At 60.4% G+C, this 19634-nt stretch carries 17 protein-coding genes; 14 read left to right on the top strand and 3 right to left on the bottom strand.

Going from position 1 to position 19634, the window contains the following annotated elements; translation table 11 throughout:
* The first annotated feature begins 41 nt into the window (after positions 1-41).
* Positions 42-2438, top strand: coding sequence for a UvrD-helicase domain-containing protein (locus ACR0MO_RS08485; protein WP_170523340.1), 2397 nt, complete (start codon positions 42-44; stop codon positions 2436-2438).
* A gap of 405 nt (positions 2439-2843) precedes the next feature.
* Here ACR0MO_RS08485 and ACR0MO_RS08480 read toward each other — a convergent pair whose 3' ends face one another.
* On the bottom strand, positions 2844-3068 hold the full coding sequence (locus tag ACR0MO_RS08480; protein ID WP_170523343.1) for a DUF1127 domain-containing protein: 225 nt from the start codon (positions 3066-3068) through the stop codon (positions 2844-2846).
* A 912-nt stretch (positions 3069-3980) separates the two neighbouring features.
* Here ACR0MO_RS08480 and mraZ point away from each other — a divergent pair.
* The 10 genes from mraZ to ACR0MO_RS08430 all read left to right on the top strand — a co-directional run bounded on the left by mraZ (position 3981) and on the right by ACR0MO_RS08430 (position 14066).
* Positions 3981-4484, top strand: coding sequence for a division/cell wall cluster transcriptional repressor MraZ (mraZ, locus tag ACR0MO_RS08475; RefSeq protein ID WP_170734320.1), 504 nt, complete (start codon positions 3981-3983; stop codon positions 4482-4484).
* Positions 4485-4488: 4 nt separating this feature from the next.
* A complete protein-coding gene (rsmH, locus tag ACR0MO_RS08470; RefSeq protein ID WP_480780529.1) occupies positions 4489-5481 on the top strand; it encodes a 16S rRNA (cytosine(1402)-N(4))-methyltransferase RsmH in 993 nt (330 codons plus the stop codon).
* Complete coding sequence (gene ftsL / locus ACR0MO_RS08465; RefSeq protein WP_170633591.1) at positions 5478-5846, top strand: cell division protein FtsL; 369 nt, start codon at positions 5478-5480, stop codon at positions 5844-5846. The genes rsmH and ftsL overlap by 4 nt, the downstream gene beginning before the upstream one ends.
* A complete protein-coding gene (locus ACR0MO_RS08460; protein WP_480707806.1) occupies positions 5843-7630 on the top strand; it encodes a peptidoglycan D,D-transpeptidase FtsI family protein in 1788 nt (595 codons plus the stop codon). The genes ftsL and ACR0MO_RS08460 overlap by 4 nt, the downstream gene beginning before the upstream one ends.
* 22 nt (positions 7631-7652) lie before the next feature.
* Positions 7653-9134: a UDP-N-acetylmuramoyl-L-alanyl-D-glutamate--2,6-diaminopimelate ligase gene (locus ACR0MO_RS08455; RefSeq protein WP_480890711.1), complete on the top strand. Its 1482-nt coding sequence runs from the start codon at positions 7653-7655 to the stop codon at positions 9132-9134.
* Positions 9131-10525, top strand: a complete 1395-nt coding sequence (locus ACR0MO_RS08450; protein ID WP_480890709.1) for a UDP-N-acetylmuramoyl-tripeptide--D-alanyl-D-alanine ligase — start codon at positions 9131-9133, stop codon at positions 10523-10525. The genes ACR0MO_RS08455 and ACR0MO_RS08450 overlap by 4 nt, the downstream gene beginning before the upstream one ends.
* A 36-nt stretch (positions 10526-10561) precedes the next feature.
* Entirely contained in the window at positions 10562-11644 is a 1083-nt protein-coding gene (gene mraY, locus ACR0MO_RS08445) for a phospho-N-acetylmuramoyl-pentapeptide-transferase (RefSeq protein ID WP_170452107.1), read from the top strand.
* Positions 11641-12186: an AAA family ATPase gene (locus ACR0MO_RS08440; protein ID WP_170452105.1), complete on the top strand. Its 546-nt coding sequence runs from the start codon at positions 11641-11643 to the stop codon at positions 12184-12186. The genes mraY and ACR0MO_RS08440 overlap by 4 nt, the downstream gene beginning before the upstream one ends.
* Entirely contained in the window at positions 12183-13583 is a 1401-nt protein-coding gene (gene murD / locus ACR0MO_RS08435; RefSeq protein WP_170452103.1) for a UDP-N-acetylmuramoyl-L-alanine--D-glutamate ligase, read from the top strand. Before ACR0MO_RS08440 ends, murD begins: the two co-directional genes overlap by 4 nt.
* 108 nt (positions 13584-13691) lie before the next feature.
* Entirely contained in the window at positions 13692-14066 is a 375-nt protein-coding gene (locus tag ACR0MO_RS08430) for a glycine zipper family protein (RefSeq protein WP_170452101.1), read from the top strand.
* Here ACR0MO_RS08430 and ACR0MO_RS08425 read toward each other — a convergent pair.
* Positions 14063-15250, bottom strand: a complete 1188-nt coding sequence (locus tag ACR0MO_RS08425) for a BaiN/RdsA family NAD(P)/FAD-dependent oxidoreductase (RefSeq protein WP_170452099.1) — start codon at positions 15248-15250, stop codon at positions 14063-14065. The genes ACR0MO_RS08430 and ACR0MO_RS08425 overlap by 4 nt on opposite strands.
* Before the next feature lie 93 nt (positions 15251-15343).
* A complete protein-coding gene (locus tag ACR0MO_RS08420) occupies positions 15344-15790 on the bottom strand; it encodes a hypothetical protein (RefSeq protein WP_480890705.1) in 447 nt (148 codons plus the stop codon).
* Between the two features lie 158 nt (positions 15791-15948).
* On the opposite strand from ACR0MO_RS08420, the gene ftsW reads away from it, so the two are divergent.
* From ftsW to murC, 3 genes are read left to right on the top strand one after another with little or no spacing between them, the layout of a single operon-like run.
* Positions 15949-17112, top strand: coding sequence for a putative lipid II flippase FtsW (ftsW, locus tag ACR0MO_RS08415; protein WP_170452095.1), 1164 nt, complete (start codon positions 15949-15951; stop codon positions 17110-17112).
* Positions 17112-18209 carry a UDP-N-acetylglucosamine--N-acetylmuramyl-(pentapeptide) pyrophosphoryl-undecaprenol N-acetylglucosamine transferase gene (locus ACR0MO_RS08410; protein ID WP_480890703.1) on the top strand — a complete coding sequence of 366 codons (1098 nt, stop codon included), beginning with the start codon at positions 17112-17114 and terminating at the stop codon, positions 18207-18209. The genes ftsW and ACR0MO_RS08410 overlap by 1 nt, the downstream gene beginning before the upstream one ends.
* On the top strand, positions 18206-19615 hold the full coding sequence (gene murC, locus ACR0MO_RS08405; protein ID WP_170523373.1) for a UDP-N-acetylmuramate--L-alanine ligase: 1410 nt from the start codon (positions 18206-18208) through the stop codon (positions 19613-19615). Before ACR0MO_RS08410 ends, murC begins: the two co-directional genes overlap by 4 nt.
* Positions 19616-19634: the final 19 nt, after the last annotated feature.

The following is a 19634-nucleotide window of genomic DNA, read 5'->3' as shown; positions in this document are numbered from 1 at the left end:
AAACTCTTTCCCTTGGCACGCATCCGGCGTAGTTTGGAGCCATGAGCAGTTTTGACGAAATGGACGCCTTCGAGGGCGCATCGCTGTCGCAAAGAGCCATGGCTGCGCGGCCAGCGCCGTATCTGGATGACCTGAACCCGGCCCAGCGCGAAGCGGTCGAGCGGTTGGACGGGCCCGTGCTGATGCTGGCGGGCGCGGGGACGGGGAAAACCAAGGCCCTGACGACCCGGATTGCGCATTTGCTGACCACCGGGAAAGCGCGTCCAAATGAGATTCTGGCGGTGACCTTCACCAACAAAGCCGCGCGAGAGATGAAAGAGCGTGTGGGGCGGCTGCTTGGGCAACCAGCCGAGGGCATGCCCTGGTTGGGCACTTTCCACGCCATCTGTGTCAAGCTGCTGCGGCGGCATGCCGAACTGGTCGATCTGAAATCGAACTTCACGATTCTGGACAGCGACGACCAACTGCGCCTGCTCAAGCAGTTGGTGCAGGCCGCCAATATCGACGACAAACGCTGGCCTGCGCGGATGCTGGCCGGAATCATCGATGATTGGAAAAACCGCGCCCTGACGCCTGACAAAGTGCCCGCAGCGGATGCCGGGGCGTATAACAGCAAGGGCATCGAGCTGTACGCGCAGTACCAGACCCGCCTGCGCGAGTTGAACGCGGTGGATTTCGGCGACCTGCTGTTGCATATGGTCACGATCTTCCAGACCCACCCGGACGTTCTGGAACAATACCAACGCTGGTTCCGCTATATCCTTGTGGACGAGTATCAGGACACAAACGTCGCCCAGTACCTCTGGCTGCGTTTGCTGGCCGGGGGGCACAAAAATATCTGCTGCGTGGGCGATGACGACCAGTCGATCTATGGCTGGCGCGGGGCCGAGGTGGGCAACATCCTGCGGTTCGAGAAGGATTTTCCGGGCGCTTATGTGGTGCGGTTGGAGCAGAACTACCGCTCGACCCCGCATATTCTGGCGGCTGCGTCGAATGTCATTCGGGGCAACGAAGGCCGTCTGGGAAAAGAGCTGTGGACAGCCGAAAAAGAAGGCGAAAAGGTTCGTTTGATCGGCCATTGGGATGGCGAGGAAGAGGCGCGCTGGATCGGCGAGGAAATTGACGCGATGCAGGGCGGCACGCGCGGCGTGCGGCCGATGAACCTCGATGAGATTGCCATTCTGGTCCGCGCCTCGCATCAGATGCGGGCGTTTGAGGATCGGTTTTTGACGATTGGTCTGCCCTACAAGGTGATCGGAGGCCCTCGGTTCTATGAACGGATGGAGATTCGCGACGCCATGGCCTATTTCCGTCTGGTGGTCAGCCCCGAGGATGATCTGGCGTTTGAGCGGATCGTGAACACGCCGAAACGCGGTCTGGGGGACAAGGCGCAGCAGACGATTCAGGTTGTCGCTCGCGAGAACGGGGTGTCTCTGGTCGATGGTGCGCGGATCGCGGTCGATAACGGGCTGATCAAGGGCAAAGGCGGCAAGGCGCTGCGTGAACTGATTGATGGTCTGGCGCGCTGGAATGCGATGACACGGGGCCCTCGGATCGAGGTCGATGACGACTCGGTCATCGACGATGGCGTGTCGCCGATCCGCTATGGCGCGCCGGAGCATACGCATATCGAACTGGCGCAGATTGTTTTGGACGAGTCCGGCTATACCGGTCACTGGCAGAACGACAAAACACCCGAAGCGCCGGGACGGCTGGAGAACCTCAAAGAACTCGTCAACCAGTTGGACAATTTCGAAAACCTGCAAGGGTTTTTGGAACATGTCAGCCTGGTCATGGATAACGAGCAGGATTCGGATGGGGCCAAGGTTTCCATCATGACACTGCACGCGGCCAAGGGGCTGGAGTTTCCCGCGGTGTTCCTGCCGGGGTGGGAGGATGGTCTGTTCCCCTCGCAACGTTCAATGGACGAATCGGGCCTCAAGGGCCTCGAAGAGGAACGGCGATTGGCTTACGTGGGCATCACCCGTGCGGAAGAGGTCTGTACGATTTCTTTTGCGGCCAATCGGCGGGTGTTTGGGCAGTGGCAGAACTCGATGCCGTCGCGGTTCATCGACGAATTGCCCGAGGATCATGTGGAGGTGCTGACGCCTCCGGGGCTGTATGGTGGTGGTCAGACAACGGCAGGGATCGAAACCCGCGCGGCGGAGGCGAATGTTTATAACTCTCCCGGTTGGAAGCGGATGCAGGCGCGGCAGGGCCAGTACGGTATGTCGCAACCGCGTGAGAGCCGGAATACGGTGATCGATGCCACGGCTGTGGCCAGTTTCACCCTGGGTGAAAGGGTCTTTCACCAGAAATTCGGCTATGGCGGTGTGGTTGGCATCGAAGGCGACAAGGTCGAGGTCGAGTTTGACAAGGCCGGGACGAAGAAAGTTGTTTCCCGGTTCCTGTCTGCCAAGGACGACGTGCCGTTTTAGTCTTTTGCGAGGCTCTGCCTCGCGCTCCGAGGTATTTTGAACAGAAGAAGCAGGGGCGTTCGCGCCCCTTTTTGCTGTGCGCAAAAGAAAAGCGGCGGTTCCCAGGGAGGAGGAGGGGGAACCGCCGCTCTTTGCAACATCAGAGCAGGGAGGAGGAGAGCCCTGATGTATCAGCACCCGGGTTTGAGCCCGGTATGGGTAAGACGCGGCGACGTCAGGGAGGAGAAGGACGTCGCCGCGCGCTTTCAACATCAGGGCAGGGAGGAGGAGAGCCCCGATGTACCAGTTTCCGGCGTTCAGGGCCGGTATTAGGTGCGGCAGCGTCAGGGAGGAGGAGAGACGCCGCCGCTGATTACAGACCCTAAAGGGAGGAGGAAGGGTCTGATCTCGGGTATTTCGGTGCGCCTAGCGCGCGGTGTAATCGTCAGCCGCCTGCATCGCTACGCGGCGGATCATCGAGCGGTGCAGGCCCAGATCGGCCAGCTCGCGGTTGGACAGGCCGGACAGTTCGTTGACCGTCTGGCGGTACATGCGGTGACGGGCAAAGCGGATTTTGGCGGCTTCGATCAGCGCGCTCAGCCCGCTTGAGTGTGCGCCCTTCAGCGCGGTGGAATTTGCTGCAACAGCCATGTGCTTTACTCGGTCTCGTGTGTCTGTGCCGGTGTCATCCGGCGCTTGCTTGAGACTGAAAATAGGCAAATGCTGCGATTGCACAATACCGGGTGACGTCAATGCTGCTATGCAGCAAATGCATAGATATCAGAATGTTGAGCGGGCACCCGTAGATTCCCCTTATAAATATGGGTTTTGGACACGCCTTTGGTTGTGGTTTGCGAAGCGGAAAAAAGTTACCGCAAGCATTCGCCATATGTTTGAGCGCTAACTTGGAAAATTTGTGCGTTGTAAAAGCCCAAGATTTCAGCAGCGCCAGCCTGTTTGGGACTGTGACGGCCCCCACTTGGGAATTCATAGGATGTTCTGTGGATTGATGGTCCAAGCAAGACTGCCGTGGATTTTGAGGTCATTGATTCGGGATGGGTGTCACGGTTTTTGGGCGGTATTTCCAGAAAGTCGGGGTAAAGCTAAAAAAAATGGGAAATCGTGGGAAGTCTTTTCCGCTTATAGAAATTGGAACATATGGGTACATAGATGCCTTGCTTGTCTATATGCGGTGTATATACGCCTGTTAATCATAGTGATATGATGGTCGCATCGCAGCTTGACGAACGCGGTGACCAAATTTTCCAGTTGATTTCCATGATTTCCCATGTCATCCCTTATTCATCCGATGAGGACGAGGCAGCAGGGGCACAAAACGACCCCAACCAATAATAATCAGGTTTCATACAGGCATCTCGCTTTCATCTATCAAGAGATCCGGCGCGCGGGCGAGCAGACATCCCCCCAGGTGGCGCGTGCAGCTGGACATCCCGCAAAGCGGGTCAATGCGGCGGGTTGATCAGTGGCAGCAGATCAACCCGCCGTTTTTCATCCGGGGGGGCGTGAATTTGAGGTGGGGCGCAAGCGAAAGGGACAGTCGTCTTGGCGCGCAGGTTTAGAGGTGAAAGCCACCATAAGGTGGACACGAAGGGCAGGGTCTCGATCCCGGCCTCGTTTCGCCGTGTGCTTGAAGCGTCCGATCCCAACTGGCAGCCCGGTGACAATCCTGAGCTTGTGATTGTCTATGGCGATCACCGCCGCAAATATCTTGAATGCTATACGATGCAGGCGATCGACGAGGTTGATGCCAAGATCGATGCGCTGCCGCGCGGCTCGATGGAGCGCAAGATGTTGCAGCGCATGTTCCACGGTCAATCCTTCCCGACCAATGTGGACGAAACCGGGCGGCTGGTGCTGCCGGCAAAGCTGCGCAGCAAGATCGACCTTGCAAATGAGGCGTTCTTTATCGCTGCCGGTGACACCTTCCAGATCTGGAAGCCTGAGACCTACGAGGTCGAGGAACTGGCCAAGGCCGAAGAGTGGATGGACGATCTGCCAGACGATTTCGACCCGATGGTCTATCTCGATGGCATCGGGGACGCGTGACGGCATGTCCGGCGCTGACACCCCTTCCGATAAACCTCATATCCCTGTTCTGTTGCGCCCGTTGCTGGGTGCGGTGGCGCCGGTTTCAGGCGTGTGGTTGGACGGAACCTTCGGCGCGGGCGGGTATACGCGTGGCTTGTTGGGGGCTGGGGCTGACAAGGTCATCGGCGTGGACCGCGATCCGCTGGCCTTTGAGATGGCGGCGGGTTGGGCAGCCGAATATGGTGACCGGCTGGTGATGCAACCCGGCGTGTTTTCCCGGATGGACGAATATGCCGAAGGTCTGGATGGCGTTGTGCTGGACCTCGGGGTGTCGTCCATGCAGTTGGATCAGGCCGAGCGTGGGTTTTCCTTCATGAAGGACGGGCCGCTGGACATGCGCATGAGCCAGGAGGGTGAAAGCGCCGCTGATCTGGTGAACGAAGCGACCGAGGCGCAACTGGCCGATATTCTGTTTCACTACGGTGAAGAACGCGCCAGCCGTCGGATTGCCAAGGCAATTGTCAAAGCGCGGGCCGAGGAGCCGATAACCACAACCCTGCGTTTGACAGAGATCATCGAATCCTGCTTGCCGCGCCCGAAGCCGGGGCAATCGCATCCAGCGACGCGCAGCTTTCAGGGGCTGCGGATCGCGGTGAACGCGGAATACGAAGAACTGTTTCAGGGCCTCATGGCCGCCGAACGGGCGTTGAAGCCGGGCGGGCAACTGGCTGTTGTCACCTTCCATTCCATCGAAGACCGCATGGTCAAACGGTTCTTTCAGTCCCGCGCGGGCAAAACAGGCCGGGCGAACCGCTATGCGCCCGAAATGGAACAGGAATTGCCGCAATTCACTTTGAAAACCCGCAAGGCCGTGGGCCCGGATGATCAGGAATTGCAGGAAAATCCGCGCGCGCGGTCGGCCAAACTGCGTGTTGCGGTGCGAACCGAGGCTCCGGCGGGGGAAATTGACGCCCGCGCAATCGGGATGCCGCAATTGGGGGGAAGGGCAAGATGAAGAGTGTTTTGTATGTGTTGACCGCTCTGTCCGTGTTCGGGTTGGCGCTTTGGGCGTATCAGGAAAATTACCGCACCCAGCAAGTGTTAAAAGAAACACAGAAATTGCAGCGCGAGATCGGCATGGCGCAGGTGCGTCTGGCGGTTCTTAACGCCGAATGGGCCTATCTGAACCGTCCCGACCGGTTGCGCGAACTGGCGGATTTGAATTTCGAACGTCTGGGTCTGCTGCCCCTGCGGGCCGAGCAGTTTGGGCGTGCCGATCAGATCGCATATGCCGAAGACCCTGATCTGCCCATCGTGGATCCGATTGAATTGCAGGCGATTACTGACTTGCAGGCATTGGGCGAGGTGCAGATTCCATGACCCGCACACCGCTCCGCCCTTTGGCCCGTGTTCTGGATGCCCGTGCGCGTGGGGAAAATCCGAAGGTCATCGAACGCGAAAACATCCGTCAGCGTCATGAACAGATGAAAGACCGCGCCCGCGCCAGGGCCGAGGGTCGCCTGCTGGTGCTGGGCCTTTTCTTTTTCTGTGCCTTCTCGGTCGTTGGCTTTCGGATGGGAATGTTGGCGACCTCCGAGGCGCAAGAGCCGCTGGCCAGCGCGCCGGGGGCGGCGATTGCGATGCAGCGCGCCAATATTGTGGATCGTGAGGGTCGGATTCTTGCGACCAATCTGGATACATACTCCGTCTACGCCCAACCGCCCCTGATGATCGATCCGATTGCTGCGGCGGATCAGTTGGTGGCGATATTCCCTGACCTCGACAAAGAGCGTCTGGTCAAGGATTTCACCGGCGAACGCAAATTCCTTTGGATCAAAAAGCGCATCTCGCCCGAGCAGAAACAGGCCGTTCATGACATCGGTGATCCCGGCATCCTGTTTGGTCCGCGCGAAATGCGCCTGTATCCGAATGGCAAGCTGGCCGCGCATATTCTGGGTGGCTCCGGTTTTGGTCGTGAGGGCGTGAGTGCTGCCGAAGTGATCGGCGTTGCTGGTGTCGAGAAGAAATTCGACGATTATCTGCGCGATCCGGCCAACGGCAACAAACCGTTGCAACTGTCGCTGGACCTGACCATTCAGGCCGCAGTCGAGCAGGTGCTGTATGGCGGCATGAAAATCATGAACGCCAAGGGGGCTTCGGCCGTTCTGATGAATGCGCATACGGGTGAGGTGGTCTCGGCCGCGTCGCTGCCGTCTTTTGATCCCAACGATCGCCCGCGCCCTCCGACCTCGGGCTTTGATCCGTCGGACAGCCCGTTGTTCAACCGCTATGTGCAGGGCGTGTATGAGCTGGGCTCGGTCTTCAAGATCTTTACTGCCGCGCAGGCCGTGCAGCTTGGGTTGGTGAACTCCGAGACCATTATCGACACCTCGGGGCCGATGAAAATCGGTCGCTTCCCGATTGGTGAGTTCAACGGCAAGAACTACGGCAAGATCAGCGTTGCGGATGTGATCGTCCATAGCTCGAACCGGGGAACCGGGCGGTTGGCCTTGCAGATCGGTTCCAAACGTCAGCAGGAGTTTCTGCAAACACTGGGCATGTTTGAACCCACACCGTTTGAGATTGTCGAGGCCGCCGGGGGCGCGCCGCTGAAGCCCAAGAAATGGGGTGAGTTGAGCACGGTGACCATTTCCTATGGCCATGGCCTGTCGACCAGCCCGATGCACCTGGCGGCGGGGTATGCGGCGATTGCCAATGGCGGGCATTATGTCAGCCCGACAATCCTTAAGAAAAACGGCCCGCAATACGGCCCGCGTGTGCTTTCCGACAGCGCGGCATCGCAGGCGCAGAAGATGCTGCGCAAAGTGGTGACCGACGGCACCGCCAGCTTTGGCGATGTCAAAGGTTATGACGTTGCGGGCAAAACTGGAACGGCGGATAAGCCGAAACCGCGTGGCGGGTATTACGATGACAAGGTCATCGCGACCTTTGCCACCATCTTTCCGGCCTATGATCCGAAATACGTGCTGATCGTCACGCTGGATGAACCGTCAATCGTGGCCTATGGCGAAAAGCGCCGCACCGCAGGCTGGACGGCTGTCCCGGTCGCGGCTGAGCTGATCGGGCGGGTTGCTCCTTTGCTGGGCCTGCGTCCCCGGCTTGAGCCTGAGGCGGGCGCTGCTATAACCCTGACCTCGAATTAGGGTGCCAAAGAACAGGTGGGTCATGGGCGCAAGAACAAAGAAACTCAGCCAACTGGCCCTGACCGCACGCGGTGGCGCAAATCCGGATATCACCGGGCTGGCCGTTGACAGCCGCGAGGTCAAAGACGGCTACTTGTTTGCGGCCCTTCCCGGCACCCGAGTCCACGGGGGTGAGTTCATCCAATTTGCCCTGCGCATGGGGGCCGCCGCCGTTTTGACCGATGCCGAAGGCGCACGGATCGCGGCAACCGAACTGGCCGCTTCCGACGCCGCCCTGATCGTGGTCGAAGACCCGCGTCAGGCGCTGGCCGGGTCGGCGGCGCTGTGGTTTGGCCAGCAGCCGCAGACCATTGTGGCGGTTACCGGCACCAACGGTAAAACTTCGGTTGCCAGCTTCGTGCGCCAGATCTGGACCGAGCTTGGCCATGCTGCCGTCAATCTGGGCACCACCGGTGTCGAGGGTGCCTGGACCGCTCCGCTGGCCCACACCACGCCCGAACCGATCACCCTGCATCGCTGTTTGTCCGAGGCCGCCGAGAACGGCGTGACCCATGCGGCGATGGAGGCGTCTTCGCATGGGCTAGAGCAGCGCAGGCTGGATGGCGTTCAGCTAACCGCCGCCGGATTTTCGAACTTCACGCAGGATCATCTGGACTATCACGAAACCTTCGAGGCCTATTTTGCAGCCAAGATGGGGCTGTTTGACCGGGTTCTGCCTCATGATGGGACCGCAGTGATCAACCTCAGCGACCCAAAGGGAGCCCGCGTGCGCAAGATTGCCGAGGCGCGGGGACAGTCGGTGCTGACAGTCGGATTGGGCGAGGCCGATCTTTGCCTTATGAACCAACGCTTTGACTCGACCGGGCAGGATTTGCGGTTTTCCTGGCAAGGCAAGACCTTCCAGACCCGCCTGAACCTGATCGGAGGGTTTCAGGCCGAAAACATCCTGCTCGCCTGTGGATTGGTGATCGCCGCCGGGGATGAGCCCGAGCGGGTGTTCGAAACCCTGCCGCACCTGACAACGGTCCGGGGGCGTATGCAACTGGCGGCCACACGTGACAACGGCGCAGCAGTATTTGTGGACTATGCCCATACGCCCGACGCCGTTGCCACGGCATTAAAGGCGCTACGCCCGCATGTGATGGGCCGTCTGATCGCCATTGTTGGCGCAGGTGGAGATCGCGATGCCACCAAACGTCCGCTGATGGGCAAGGCAGCAACGAACCATGCGGATATTGTATTCGTCACCGATGACAACCCGCGTAGCGAAGACCCAGCCACCATCCGCGCTGCTGTCATGGACGGCGCACCGGGTGCGACCGAGGTAGGCGACCGGGCCGAGGCCATCCTTCGCGGCATCGACGCCTTGCAGCCGGGCGACGCGTTGCTGATCGCAGGCAAGGGGCATGAAACCGGCCAGATCGTCGGCGATCAGGTTCTGCCCTTCGACGATGTCGAGCAGGCGAGCATTTCCGTGGCCGCTCTCGACGGGAGGGTCGCATGACGCTCTGGACAGCGGCAGAGGCTGCCGAGGCCACCGGCGGGCGGGCAACCACGGATTGGCAGGTAAATGGCGTGTCGATTGACACAAGAACGTTGCAGCCGGGTGACCTGTTTGTTGCGCTGAAGGCTGCACGTGACGGGCATGATTTCGTGGCTCAGGCGCTTGAGAAGGGCGCAGGGGCGGCGCTGGTTTCCCATATCCCCGAAGGTGTGTCCGAGGATGCGCCGCTGTTGATCGTCGAGGATGTGCAAGCCGGGCTCGAGGCGCTCGGGCAGGCCGCGCGCGCGCGGACAGATGCGCGCGTGGTCGGGGTAACAGGTAGCGTCGGCAAAACTTCGACCAAGGAAATGCTGGCAACCATTCTTGAAACTCAGGGCAAAACCCATGCCAGCGTCGCCAGCTACAACAATCATTGGGGCGTGCCGCTGACACTGGCACGGATGCCGCAGGACACCGAGTTTGCGGTGATCGAGATCGGCATGAACCACCCCAGCGAGATTGCTCCGCTGGCCCGCCAGGCACGCCCGCATGTGGCGCTGGTGACAACCGTGGCTGCGGTTCATCTTGAGGCGTTTGAGTCGGTTGCAGGGATCGCCCACGAAAAGGCGGCTATTTTCGAGGGGCTGGAACCCGGCGGCGCAGCCATCGTGAACGCCGATATAGAACACGCCGAAATTCTGCGTCACACGGCGCAAGATCACGGTGCAGGGATCGTTGAATTTGGCCGCAAGGCTGCAGATTACAAACTGACGGATGTGACTGCCGGGCCGGATTCGGTTCAGGCCCAAGCCGCGGTTGGTGACACGCAGTTCACCTTCGACGTCCAATCCGCCGGTACGCATTTTGCGATGAACGCATTGGGCGCTTTGGCCGCTTGTGTCGAACTGGGCGTTGATCTGGATCAGGCCATCGCCGGTCTGCGGCAATGGTCGCCGGTCAAGGGGCGCGGCGTGCGCGAGACCTTGCCGCTGGCCGCTGGCGGACAGATCGAACTGCTGGACGACAGCTACAACGCCAACCCCACCTCGATGGAGGCCGCCTTGGATGTGCTTGCTGCATCGCAAGGCGCGCGCCGCATCGCCTTTCTGGGTGACATGAAAGAACTGGGGCCGCAGGAACAGGCCATGCACGCAGCCATGGCCCAGGTCGATGCGATGGCGCGTGTGGACCAAGTGCATTGCATCGGTCCGCTTATGCAGGCTCTGCATCAGGCCCTGCCAGCCAACAAGCGCGGACTGTGGTTTGAAACCAGCACCGAGATGGCCGTGCACCTGCCTGATCTGATCAAAATCGGCGATACTGTGCTGGCCAAGGGCTCGCTGAGCATGGCTCTGGCGCGGATTGTTGACGGTCTGCGCAAAATGGGGCAAGGGGGCGCGCTTAACGGGTGAACGCACCCATGAGCCTCGTGTGAGAAGGGTTTTGTAATGCTGTATTGGTTGACCGCCTTGTCGGACGGAGGGGATTTCTGGAACCTCTTCCGCTACATTACCTTCCGCGCAGGCGGCGCCTTCATGACCGCGCTGATCTTTGGCTTCATCTTCGGCAAGCCGCTGATCAACGTGCTGCGCAGGAAGCAGGGCAAAGGCCAGCCTATCCGCGATGACGGGCCAGAGGCGCATTTTTCCAAGGCCGGAACACCGACCATGGGCGGGTTGCTGATCGTCGGCGCGCTGGTGACATCGACGCTTGTCTGGGCGCGGTGGGACAATCCCTATGTCTGGATGGTGCTGTTCGTGACTCTGGCCTATGCGGCCATCGGCTTCGCGGACGATTACGCGAAGGTTTCAAAGCAGAATACTAAGGGTGTTTCGGGCCGGATGCGGCTTGCGCTGGGCGTTATCATCGCCGTTCTGGCCTCGCTCTGGGCCACTCTGCATCATCCTGAAATACTGCAAAACCAACTGGCCGTGCCGGTGTTCAAGGACACTCTGGTCAATCTGGGCATCTTCTATATCCCGTTCGCTATTGTCGTTATCGTGGGGGCCGCAAATGCGGTGAACCTGACCGATGGTCTGGACGGTCTGGCCATCATGCCCGCGATGATCGCGGCCTCGACCCTGGGGATCATCGCCTACGCCGTGGGCCGGGTAGACTTTACCGAGTATCTGGACGTGCACTACGTGCCCGGCACCGGTGAGATCTTCATCTTCACCTCGGCCCTGTTCGGCGCGGGGCTTGGCTTCCTGTGGTACAACGCGCCGCCTGCGGCCGTGTTCATGGGCGACACCGGATCACTGGCGCTGGGCGGTGCGCTGGGCGCCATAGCTGTCGCTACGAAACACGAGCTGGTTCTGGCCGTCGTCGGCGGTTTGTTCGTGGTCGAAGCGCTGAGCGTGATCATTCAGGTCCTCTATTTCAAACGCACCGGCAAACGCGTCTTCCTGATGGCCCCGATCCATCACCATTATGAAAAAAAGGGCTGGGCCGAGCCAACCATTGTGATCCGCTTCTGGATCATCTCGCTGATCCTGGCGATGATCGGGTTGGCGACGTTGAAGGTTCGGTGAGCGATCGCCGGATTGTACTGTCCGGGTGTTCGGGCGGTGGTAAGTCCACACTTCTTAACGAAATGGCCCGGCGCGGCTATGCGACGGTTGAGGAACCGGGTCGCCGCGTTGTGATGAACGAGCAAAGGGAAAGCGGGGGTGCCGTGCCATGGGCCAACCCGGAAGCCTTTTGTCGAAAGGTGATCCAAACCGCTTTCGATGATATGGCCGGGGCTCCGGATGGGTTGGTCTTGTTCGACCGTTCAGCACTGGACGCTTTAATCTGGTTCGACCGAACCGGTGCCGCTCTGGAAAGCGCTTTACGGAACAGGATATTGCACCTCGGCTATGATCGCCGCGTATTTCTGTTCCCACCGTGGCCTGAAATCTATGAAAAAGATGAACAACGAAGGCACGATTTGTCCGACGCACTTGCGGAGTATGAGGCTTTGTGCGACCGCTTACCGAAACTCGGGTTTCAAACTCTGCTTGTTCCGAAAGCACCGATTGCTGAACGCGTGGATTGGTTTGAGGCAAAGCTAGACGAAGGGCAAAGGACATGATCCCGGTCAAAGGGTTTTCAGGACAGAAAGTTGCGGTTCTGGGGCTGGGGCGGTCTGGGCTGGCCACCGCACGGGCACTACGGGCGGGTGGGGCTCAGCCGGTGTGCTGGGATGACAATCCGGATGCGCGGGATACGGCTGAGGCTGAGGGGTTCGTTTGCACCGATCTGCTTCGGAACGGGGCGTTTGATCAGATTGCGGCGTTGATCGTGTCTCCGGGCATTCCGCATTTGTATCCGACGCCCAATCCGGTTGTCGCGGCAGCTTTGGAGGCGGGCGTTCCGGTCGATAATGATATCGGTCTGTTCTTCCGTTCCTTTGCGGGGCCGGAATGGAACAATTTTGACACCCCGCCGCGTGTGATCGCGGTGACCGGGTCGAATGGAAAATCGACCACGGCGGCGCTGATCCATCACATTCTGACCGAGGCTGGGCGCGATGCGCAATTGGCCGGAAATATCGGGCGCGGGGTGCTGGATATTGATCCGGGCGGCGATGGCTCGGTCGTGGTGCTGGAGCTTAGCAGCTATCAGACGGAACTCGCCCGCTCTCTGACGCCGGATGTGGCGGTATTCACCAATCTTTCACCGGATCACCTGGACCGTCACGGCGGTATGGGGGGCTATTTTGCTGCCAAAAGACGGTTGTTTGCCGAGGGCGGCCCGGATCGCGCCGTCATTGGCGTGGATGAGGCCGAGGGCGCGTTTCTGGCTGGGCAGATGGCCGAGGGGCCAGCGGATGATCGGGTGATCCGCATATCGGTCGAGCGCAAGCTGACCGGTCCGGGCTGGCAGGTTTTTGCCCGCAAGGGGTTCTTGTCGGAATACCGCAAAGGGCGGCAGGCGGGTTCGATCGATCTGCGGGCGATCAAGGGCCTGCCGGGGACGCATAACCACCAGAACGCCTGCGCGGCCTATGCGGCCTGCCGTTCGCTGGGGTTGGCGCCTCGGGTGATCGAGGACGCTCTGCACAGCTATCCGGGCCTGCCCCATCGCAGCCAGATCATCGCCGAAGCCGGGGGCGTGACTTATGTGAACGATTCCAAGGCCACCAATGTCGACAGCGCGGTGAAGGCGCTGGGCGCGTTCAAGCGGATTCGCTGGATCTGCGGCGGGTTGGAGAAAGAGGGTGGGCTGGACGCGCTGAACGATGCTGCAAGCGATGTGCTGAAGGCCTATGTGATCGGGCGCGAGGCGGCAGGTTTCGCCATGCAACTGAACGTGGATGCGCAAGTGTGCACGACCATGGTCGCAGCGGTCGAGCAGGCGATGGCGGATGCCGAGGCAGGTGAAACTGTGTTACTTGCGCCCGCTGCTGCAAGTTTCGACCAATATGATAACTTTGAACAACGCGGTGAGGATTTTGCCGACAATGTGCGGCAAAGGCTGGCTGAATAACGCGGTTGCAATCGACCGCCGGTTCATCTGCTCTGGGTCGCTATCGGCTTGACGCCCCACCGGATTTGGTCTTGCCTTGGCGGGACGTTAGAAAACGAGGTTACGGATATGTCCAACCGAAAGAAATTGATGGCCTTGCCAGCGGTGCTGCTGATTGGGGCCTGTGCAAGCTCGGGTGCCAACTATACGCCGATCATCGACGGCAATATTGGTCCGAATTACAACGCGGATCTGGCGCAGTGTCAGGCTCTGGCCCGGACACAGCCAACTGTTGATGGCCGAACGGCCGGCGCGGCGGCCATTGGTGCTGCGGGTGCGGCGGGTGCGAAGGCGATCATTGATGACAGCGCCAGCGACCTTGGCCGGACGGCTGTCGCAGGGGCGTTGCTGGGCGCGGGGGCAAGCGCGTTGCAGAACAACCAGAATCAGGAAGTTATTGTGCGCAACTGCATGCGCGGGCGCGGGTATAACGTCGTCGGCTAAGGGTGCTGACGGCTTGCGATGGCGGTTCCGGCGGAATGCCCCGAGGACCACGCCCATTGAAAGTTGTAACCGCCCAGCCAGCCGGTGACATCCACAGCTTCACCAATCGCATAGAGGCCGGGGATCTCCCTGGCCTCCATCGTTTTTGACGACAGGTCATCTGCGTCGATCCCGCCCAGAGTGACCTCGGCGGTGCGATAACCTTCTGTGCCCGAAGGGGTCAGGTGCCAATCGGACAGGGCGGCGATCAGGTCTTTGAGGGCCGCGTCGGACTGGTCGGCCAGATTGCGCGGCATCGGGATATGCTGGCTGAGGTAGTCCACCAGCCGCGCGGGCAGGTGGCGGGCCAGTTCCGTGGTTAGCGCCTTGCGCCCGCCGCTTTGACGTTGATCGCGCAGCAGGTCGAACAGGGGCAGATCGGGGATCAGGTTGACGCGGATCGCCTCGCCCTCGCGCCAATAGGACGACAGTTGCAGCACCGACGGACCGCTGAGCCCGCGATGGGTGAACAGCAGCGCCTCGTCAAAGCTAGTACGGTCGTTTGACAGCCGCGCTGGCAGCGAGACGCCCGAGAGGTCTTTGAATTTCCCGTCCGAGAAGGTGAACGGGACCAAAGCGGCACGTGTTTCGGTGATTCGCAGCCCGAATTGCTGCGCGATGTCATATGCCAGACCAGTCGCCCCCATCTTTGGGATCGACTTGCCGCCGGTGGCCAGCACGAGGTTGCTGCAAGTCAGGCTGAGGCGCTGACCTTCGCGGTCGACCTCAAGTTCAAACCCGGCCTCGGTCTTGCGCAGGTCCCTGAGTTCAGTTCGCACCCACAGCTCGGCCCCGGCGCGCTCCATCTCGGTCAGCAGCATCTGGATGATCTGTTTCGAGGAACCGTCGCAGAATAGCTGCCCCAGCGTTTTCTCGTGCCACGCGATATTGTGGCGCCCGACCAGATCGACGAAATCCCATTGCGTGTAGCGCGCCAGGGCGGATTTGCAGAAATGCGGATTCTGGGACAGGAAATTTGCCGGTCCCGCATACATGTTGGTGAAATTGCAGCGCCCGCCGCCCGAGATGCGGATTTTCTCGCCGGGGGCTTTTGCATGGTCGATCACCAAAACGCGCCCGCCGCAGTGGGCGGCGCACATCATACCGGCTGCACCGGCCCCGAGGATGATCGTGTCGTAGGTCATGGGCGGGGGATGGCGTGGATTGAAGGGGATGGCAAGTGCACTCGGATCGATTGGAGCGAATTCGAGCGCAAAAATAACTCGATGGGGCTGGATCTAGTCTAGAGGAACTCGAAGCTTCTTGGGTCTGCGTCTTCCAAGCGGATCGACTATTTCAGAGCGCTTGCCACTATTGCCGAGGTACTCTCTTGAAGATCGACGTCCATTGCGATCTTCGATGGTGATCACATATTTATTTCCGCTTGACTGAGATATAAAGCGCACCAGAAAATCGGTGTAGTCAGAATAGTTTACTTGGTTTTGCTCGCAAAAATCAGGGAACGCGTTTCTGAACAGCGGAAGAAAGGTTGCCAACTCATCGTCGAACAAGCCGCCGCAAGCCCGGCCCGTTAGGAAGTTGGCGATGAAATAGCCGTCTTTATTTCGAGCCGCCTCGGCAAACACCGAAATTTCGATCATGTGGCCCGGCACGACGAAGCTAAGGCCACCAGCCAGTGAATCGGTGAAGTTATGGGCTACGCTATGAAGAATGCTGTGTTTCATGCCGCAACTCTAGCCTCGACGCTGAGCAGAGAAAAAGTAGGGTTCTGTTCTTTTGTGCGTTGCCCTTCATTTCCCTAGCCCAATCTCCAAAATCCCTGTAGACTCTCACCCAGATCCCGAAAACGGGACACGAGTGAGGCAGTAAGTGGCGGTATCTCATGACTGAGATGGTGTATGGCGCGGTCCAGGACCAGCGCGGGGAACCGATTCTACCAAAGTGGTGGCGTACGATTGATCGCTGGACGATGTCCTGCGTTCTGATCCTGTTTGTCATCGGGCTGTTGCTGGGGTTGGCCTCATCGCCGCCGCTGGCCGGGCGCAACGGGTTTGATCCGTTTCACTATGTCGAACGGCAGGTGTTGTTCGGCGGGCTGGCGCTGATTGCGATGCTGCTGACGTCGATGATGTCTCCGACCCTTGTGCGCCGTTTGGCGGTTCTGGGCTTTCTGGGGGCGTTCGTCGCGCTGGCCTTTCTGCCGATCTTTGGCACCGATTTTGGCAAAGGGGCGGTGCGGTGGTATTCGCTGGGCTTCGCCTCGTTGCAGCCGTCTGAATTTCTGAAGCCCGGATTTGTGGTTGTGGCCGCGTGGTTGCTGGCGGCCTCGCAGCAGATCAACGGCCCTCCGGGGCGGTTGTGGTCTTTTGCGCTGTGCATGGCGATTGTCGGGATGCTGGTGATGCAGCCCGATTTCGGTCAGGCGTGTCTGATCCTGTTCGGCTGGGGCGTGATGTATTTCGTGGCCGGGGCGCCCATGCTGCTGCTGGTTGGCATGGCGGGCGTCGTCGTGCTGGGCGGTATGTTCGCCTATTCCAACTCGGACCACTTTGCGCGCCGGATTGACGGGTTTCTGAATCAAGAGGTCGATCCGACCACCCAGCTTGGCTATGCCACCAACGCCATCCGCGAAGGTGGCCTGTTTGGCGTTGGCGTGGGTGAGGGGCAGGTGAAGTGGTCTCTGCCCGATGCGCATACGGATTTCATCATCGCTGTGGCGGCCGAGGAATACGGCCTGATCCTGGTGCTGATCATCATCGCGCTTTATTCACTGATCGTTGTACGCTCGCTTTTGCGGCTGATGCGCGAACGGGACATGTTCATCCGACTGGCGGGCACCGGTCTGGCCTGCATGTTCGGTGTTCAAGCGATGATCAATATGGGTGTTGCGGTGCGCCTGCTGCCTGCCAAGGGCATGACGCTGCCCTTTGTCAGCTATGGTGGTTCGTCCCTGATCGCAGGCGGCATCGCCATCGGCATGTTGCTGGCCTTCACCCGCACCCGCCCACAGGGCGAGCTTGGCGATATTCTGCGCGGACGAGGTTGATGAGCAAACCCTACCTTCTGATTGCGGCGGGCGGCACCGGGGGCCACATGTTCCCGGCGCAAGCGCTGGCCGAGGCGATGCTGCACAAGGGCTGGCGCGTGCGCCTGTCCACCGATCCGCGCGGCGCGCGCTATACCGGTGCTTTCCCCGAAGGCGTTGAGATTGTCGAGGCATCCTCGGCCACTTTCGCGCGCGGGGGTCTCGCCGCCAAGGCGCTGGTCGGACCAAAGATTGCGGGCGGCGTCGCCAGCATGGCCTTTCAGATGATGCGCGACAAACCGGATGTGGTCGTGGGCTTCGGGGGGTACCCCTCGATCCCGGCGCTGGGTGCGGCGACACTGCTGAAAATCCCGCGCATGATCCACGAACAGAACGGTGTTCTTGGACGTGTGAACCAACTGTTTGCCACCCGCGTCGCTCAGGTGGCTTGTGGCGTCTGGCCGACCGACCTGCCGGAGGGCGCACGAGGCATCCACACCGGCAACCCGGTGCGCGCTGCCGTTCTGGATCGGGCAGCCGCCCCCTATATCCCGCCGGGCGAATACCCGATGTCGGTTCTGGTTATGGGCGGATCGCAGGGCGCGCGTATCCTCAGCGATGTCGTGCCCGGCGCGATCGCTGCATTGCCCGAATTCCTTCGATCCTACATCCGCGTCTCGCATCAGGCGCGGGACGAGGATGGCGACCGCGTCACCACCTTCTACGCCGACCATGGCATCCGCGCCGATGTTCAGCCGTTCTTTGATGATGTGCCACGCCGTATGTCGGACGCGCAACTGGTGATCAGCCGCTCGGGTGCGTCCAGCGTGGCCGATATCTCGGTCATCGGGCGGCCTTCGATCCTGATCCCGTTTGCTGCCGCCGCTGGCGATCACCAGACCGCCAATGCCCGTGGTCTGGTACAGGCGGGCGGGGCGATCATGATCCCTGAAAATGCTCTTGACGCGGCCGCGTTGACCGAGCAAATGACCACGGTTCTGACAAACCCCGAAGCCGCACAGAAAATGGCCCACGCCGCCTTGTCGGTCGGGGCACCGGACGCCACCGAGCGTCTGGTTGCCCAGGTCGAGCAACTGGCGCAGAAGGAGACCACATGACCCCAGCAACCAAACTGCCGCAGGACGTAGGGCCGATCCATTTCGTCGGGATCGGCGGGATCGGGATGTCTGGCATTGCCGAGGTGTTGCTGAACCTTGGGTACAGGGTTCAGGGGTCGGATCTGAAGGCGTCGAAAATCACTGACCGTCTGGCCTCGCTGGGGGCCGAGATTTTCGTGGGGCAAAAGGCCGAGAACCTCAAGAACGCTGCAGTGGTTGTCACGTCGACCGCGATCAAACCGGGCAACCCGGAACTGGATGAGGCGCGCGCCCAAGGCCTGCCTGTTGTACGCCGGGCGGATATGCTGGCCGAACTGATGCGCTTGCGCTCGAACATCGCGATTGCCGGAACCCACGGCAAAACCACCACAACCACGATGATGGCCGAGCTGATGGTCGCCGGTGATTTCGACCCCACCGTGATCAATGGCGGCATTATTCACGCCTATGGCTCGAACGCGCGAATGGGGCAGGGCGAGTGGATGGTGGTCGAGGCGGACGAAAGCGACGGCTCTTTCAACCGCCTGCCTGCAACCATAGCCATCGTCACCAATATCGACCCCGAGCATATGGAGCATTGGGGCGATTTCGACACGTTGCGCGATGGGTTCTATGAGTTTGTCTCGAACCTGCCCTTCTACGGTCTGGCTGTCTGCTGCACCGATCATGCCGAGGTGCAGGCTCTGGTTGGTCGCATCACCGACCGCCGCGTGCGCACTTATGGCTTCAACGCGCAGGCGGATGTGCGGGCCGAGAACCTGACCTACAAGGGCGGCGTCGCGCATTTCGACATCCACCTGCAATACGAAGACAAAGTGATCGAGGGCTGCACCCTGCCGATGCCGGGCGATCACAACGTGTCAAATGCGCTGTCCGCCGTGGCCGTCGCCCGCCATCTGGGCATGAAGGCCGCGGAAATCCGAGAGGCACTGGCCAATTTCGGCGGTGTGAACCGTCGCTTCACCAAGGTCGGCGAGGTCGATGGAGTCACCATCATCGACGATTACGGCCACCATCCGGTCGAAATTGCCGCCGTCCTCAAAGCCGCGCGTCAGGCGACCGAAGGCCGTGTGATCGCTGTTCACCAGCCACACCGCTACTCGCGCCTGTCTAACCTGTTCGACGATTTCTGCACCTGCTTCAACGATGCCGACGTTGTCGCCATTGCCGAAGTATTCGCCGCCGGGGAAGACCCGATCGAAGGCGCGTCCCGTGACGATCTGGTCGAAGGTCTGATCCGTCACGGCCACCGCCACGCGCGCGCGATACTGAGCGAAGACGATCTGGAACGCCTTGTGCGGGAGCAGGCCCGTCCGGGCGATATGGTCGTCTGCCTCGGGGCCGGTACGATCAGTGCTTGGGCCAATGGACTGCCTGAGAGATTGCAAAGAAAACAAGCAGTTTGACGTTCATCCTCATTTGGCA

This window comes from Ruegeria sp. K5 (assembly GCF_056531805.1).
The sequence above is the reverse complement of the archived record's forward strand: the minus strand, read 5'-3'. Positions and strand labels throughout refer to the sequence as shown.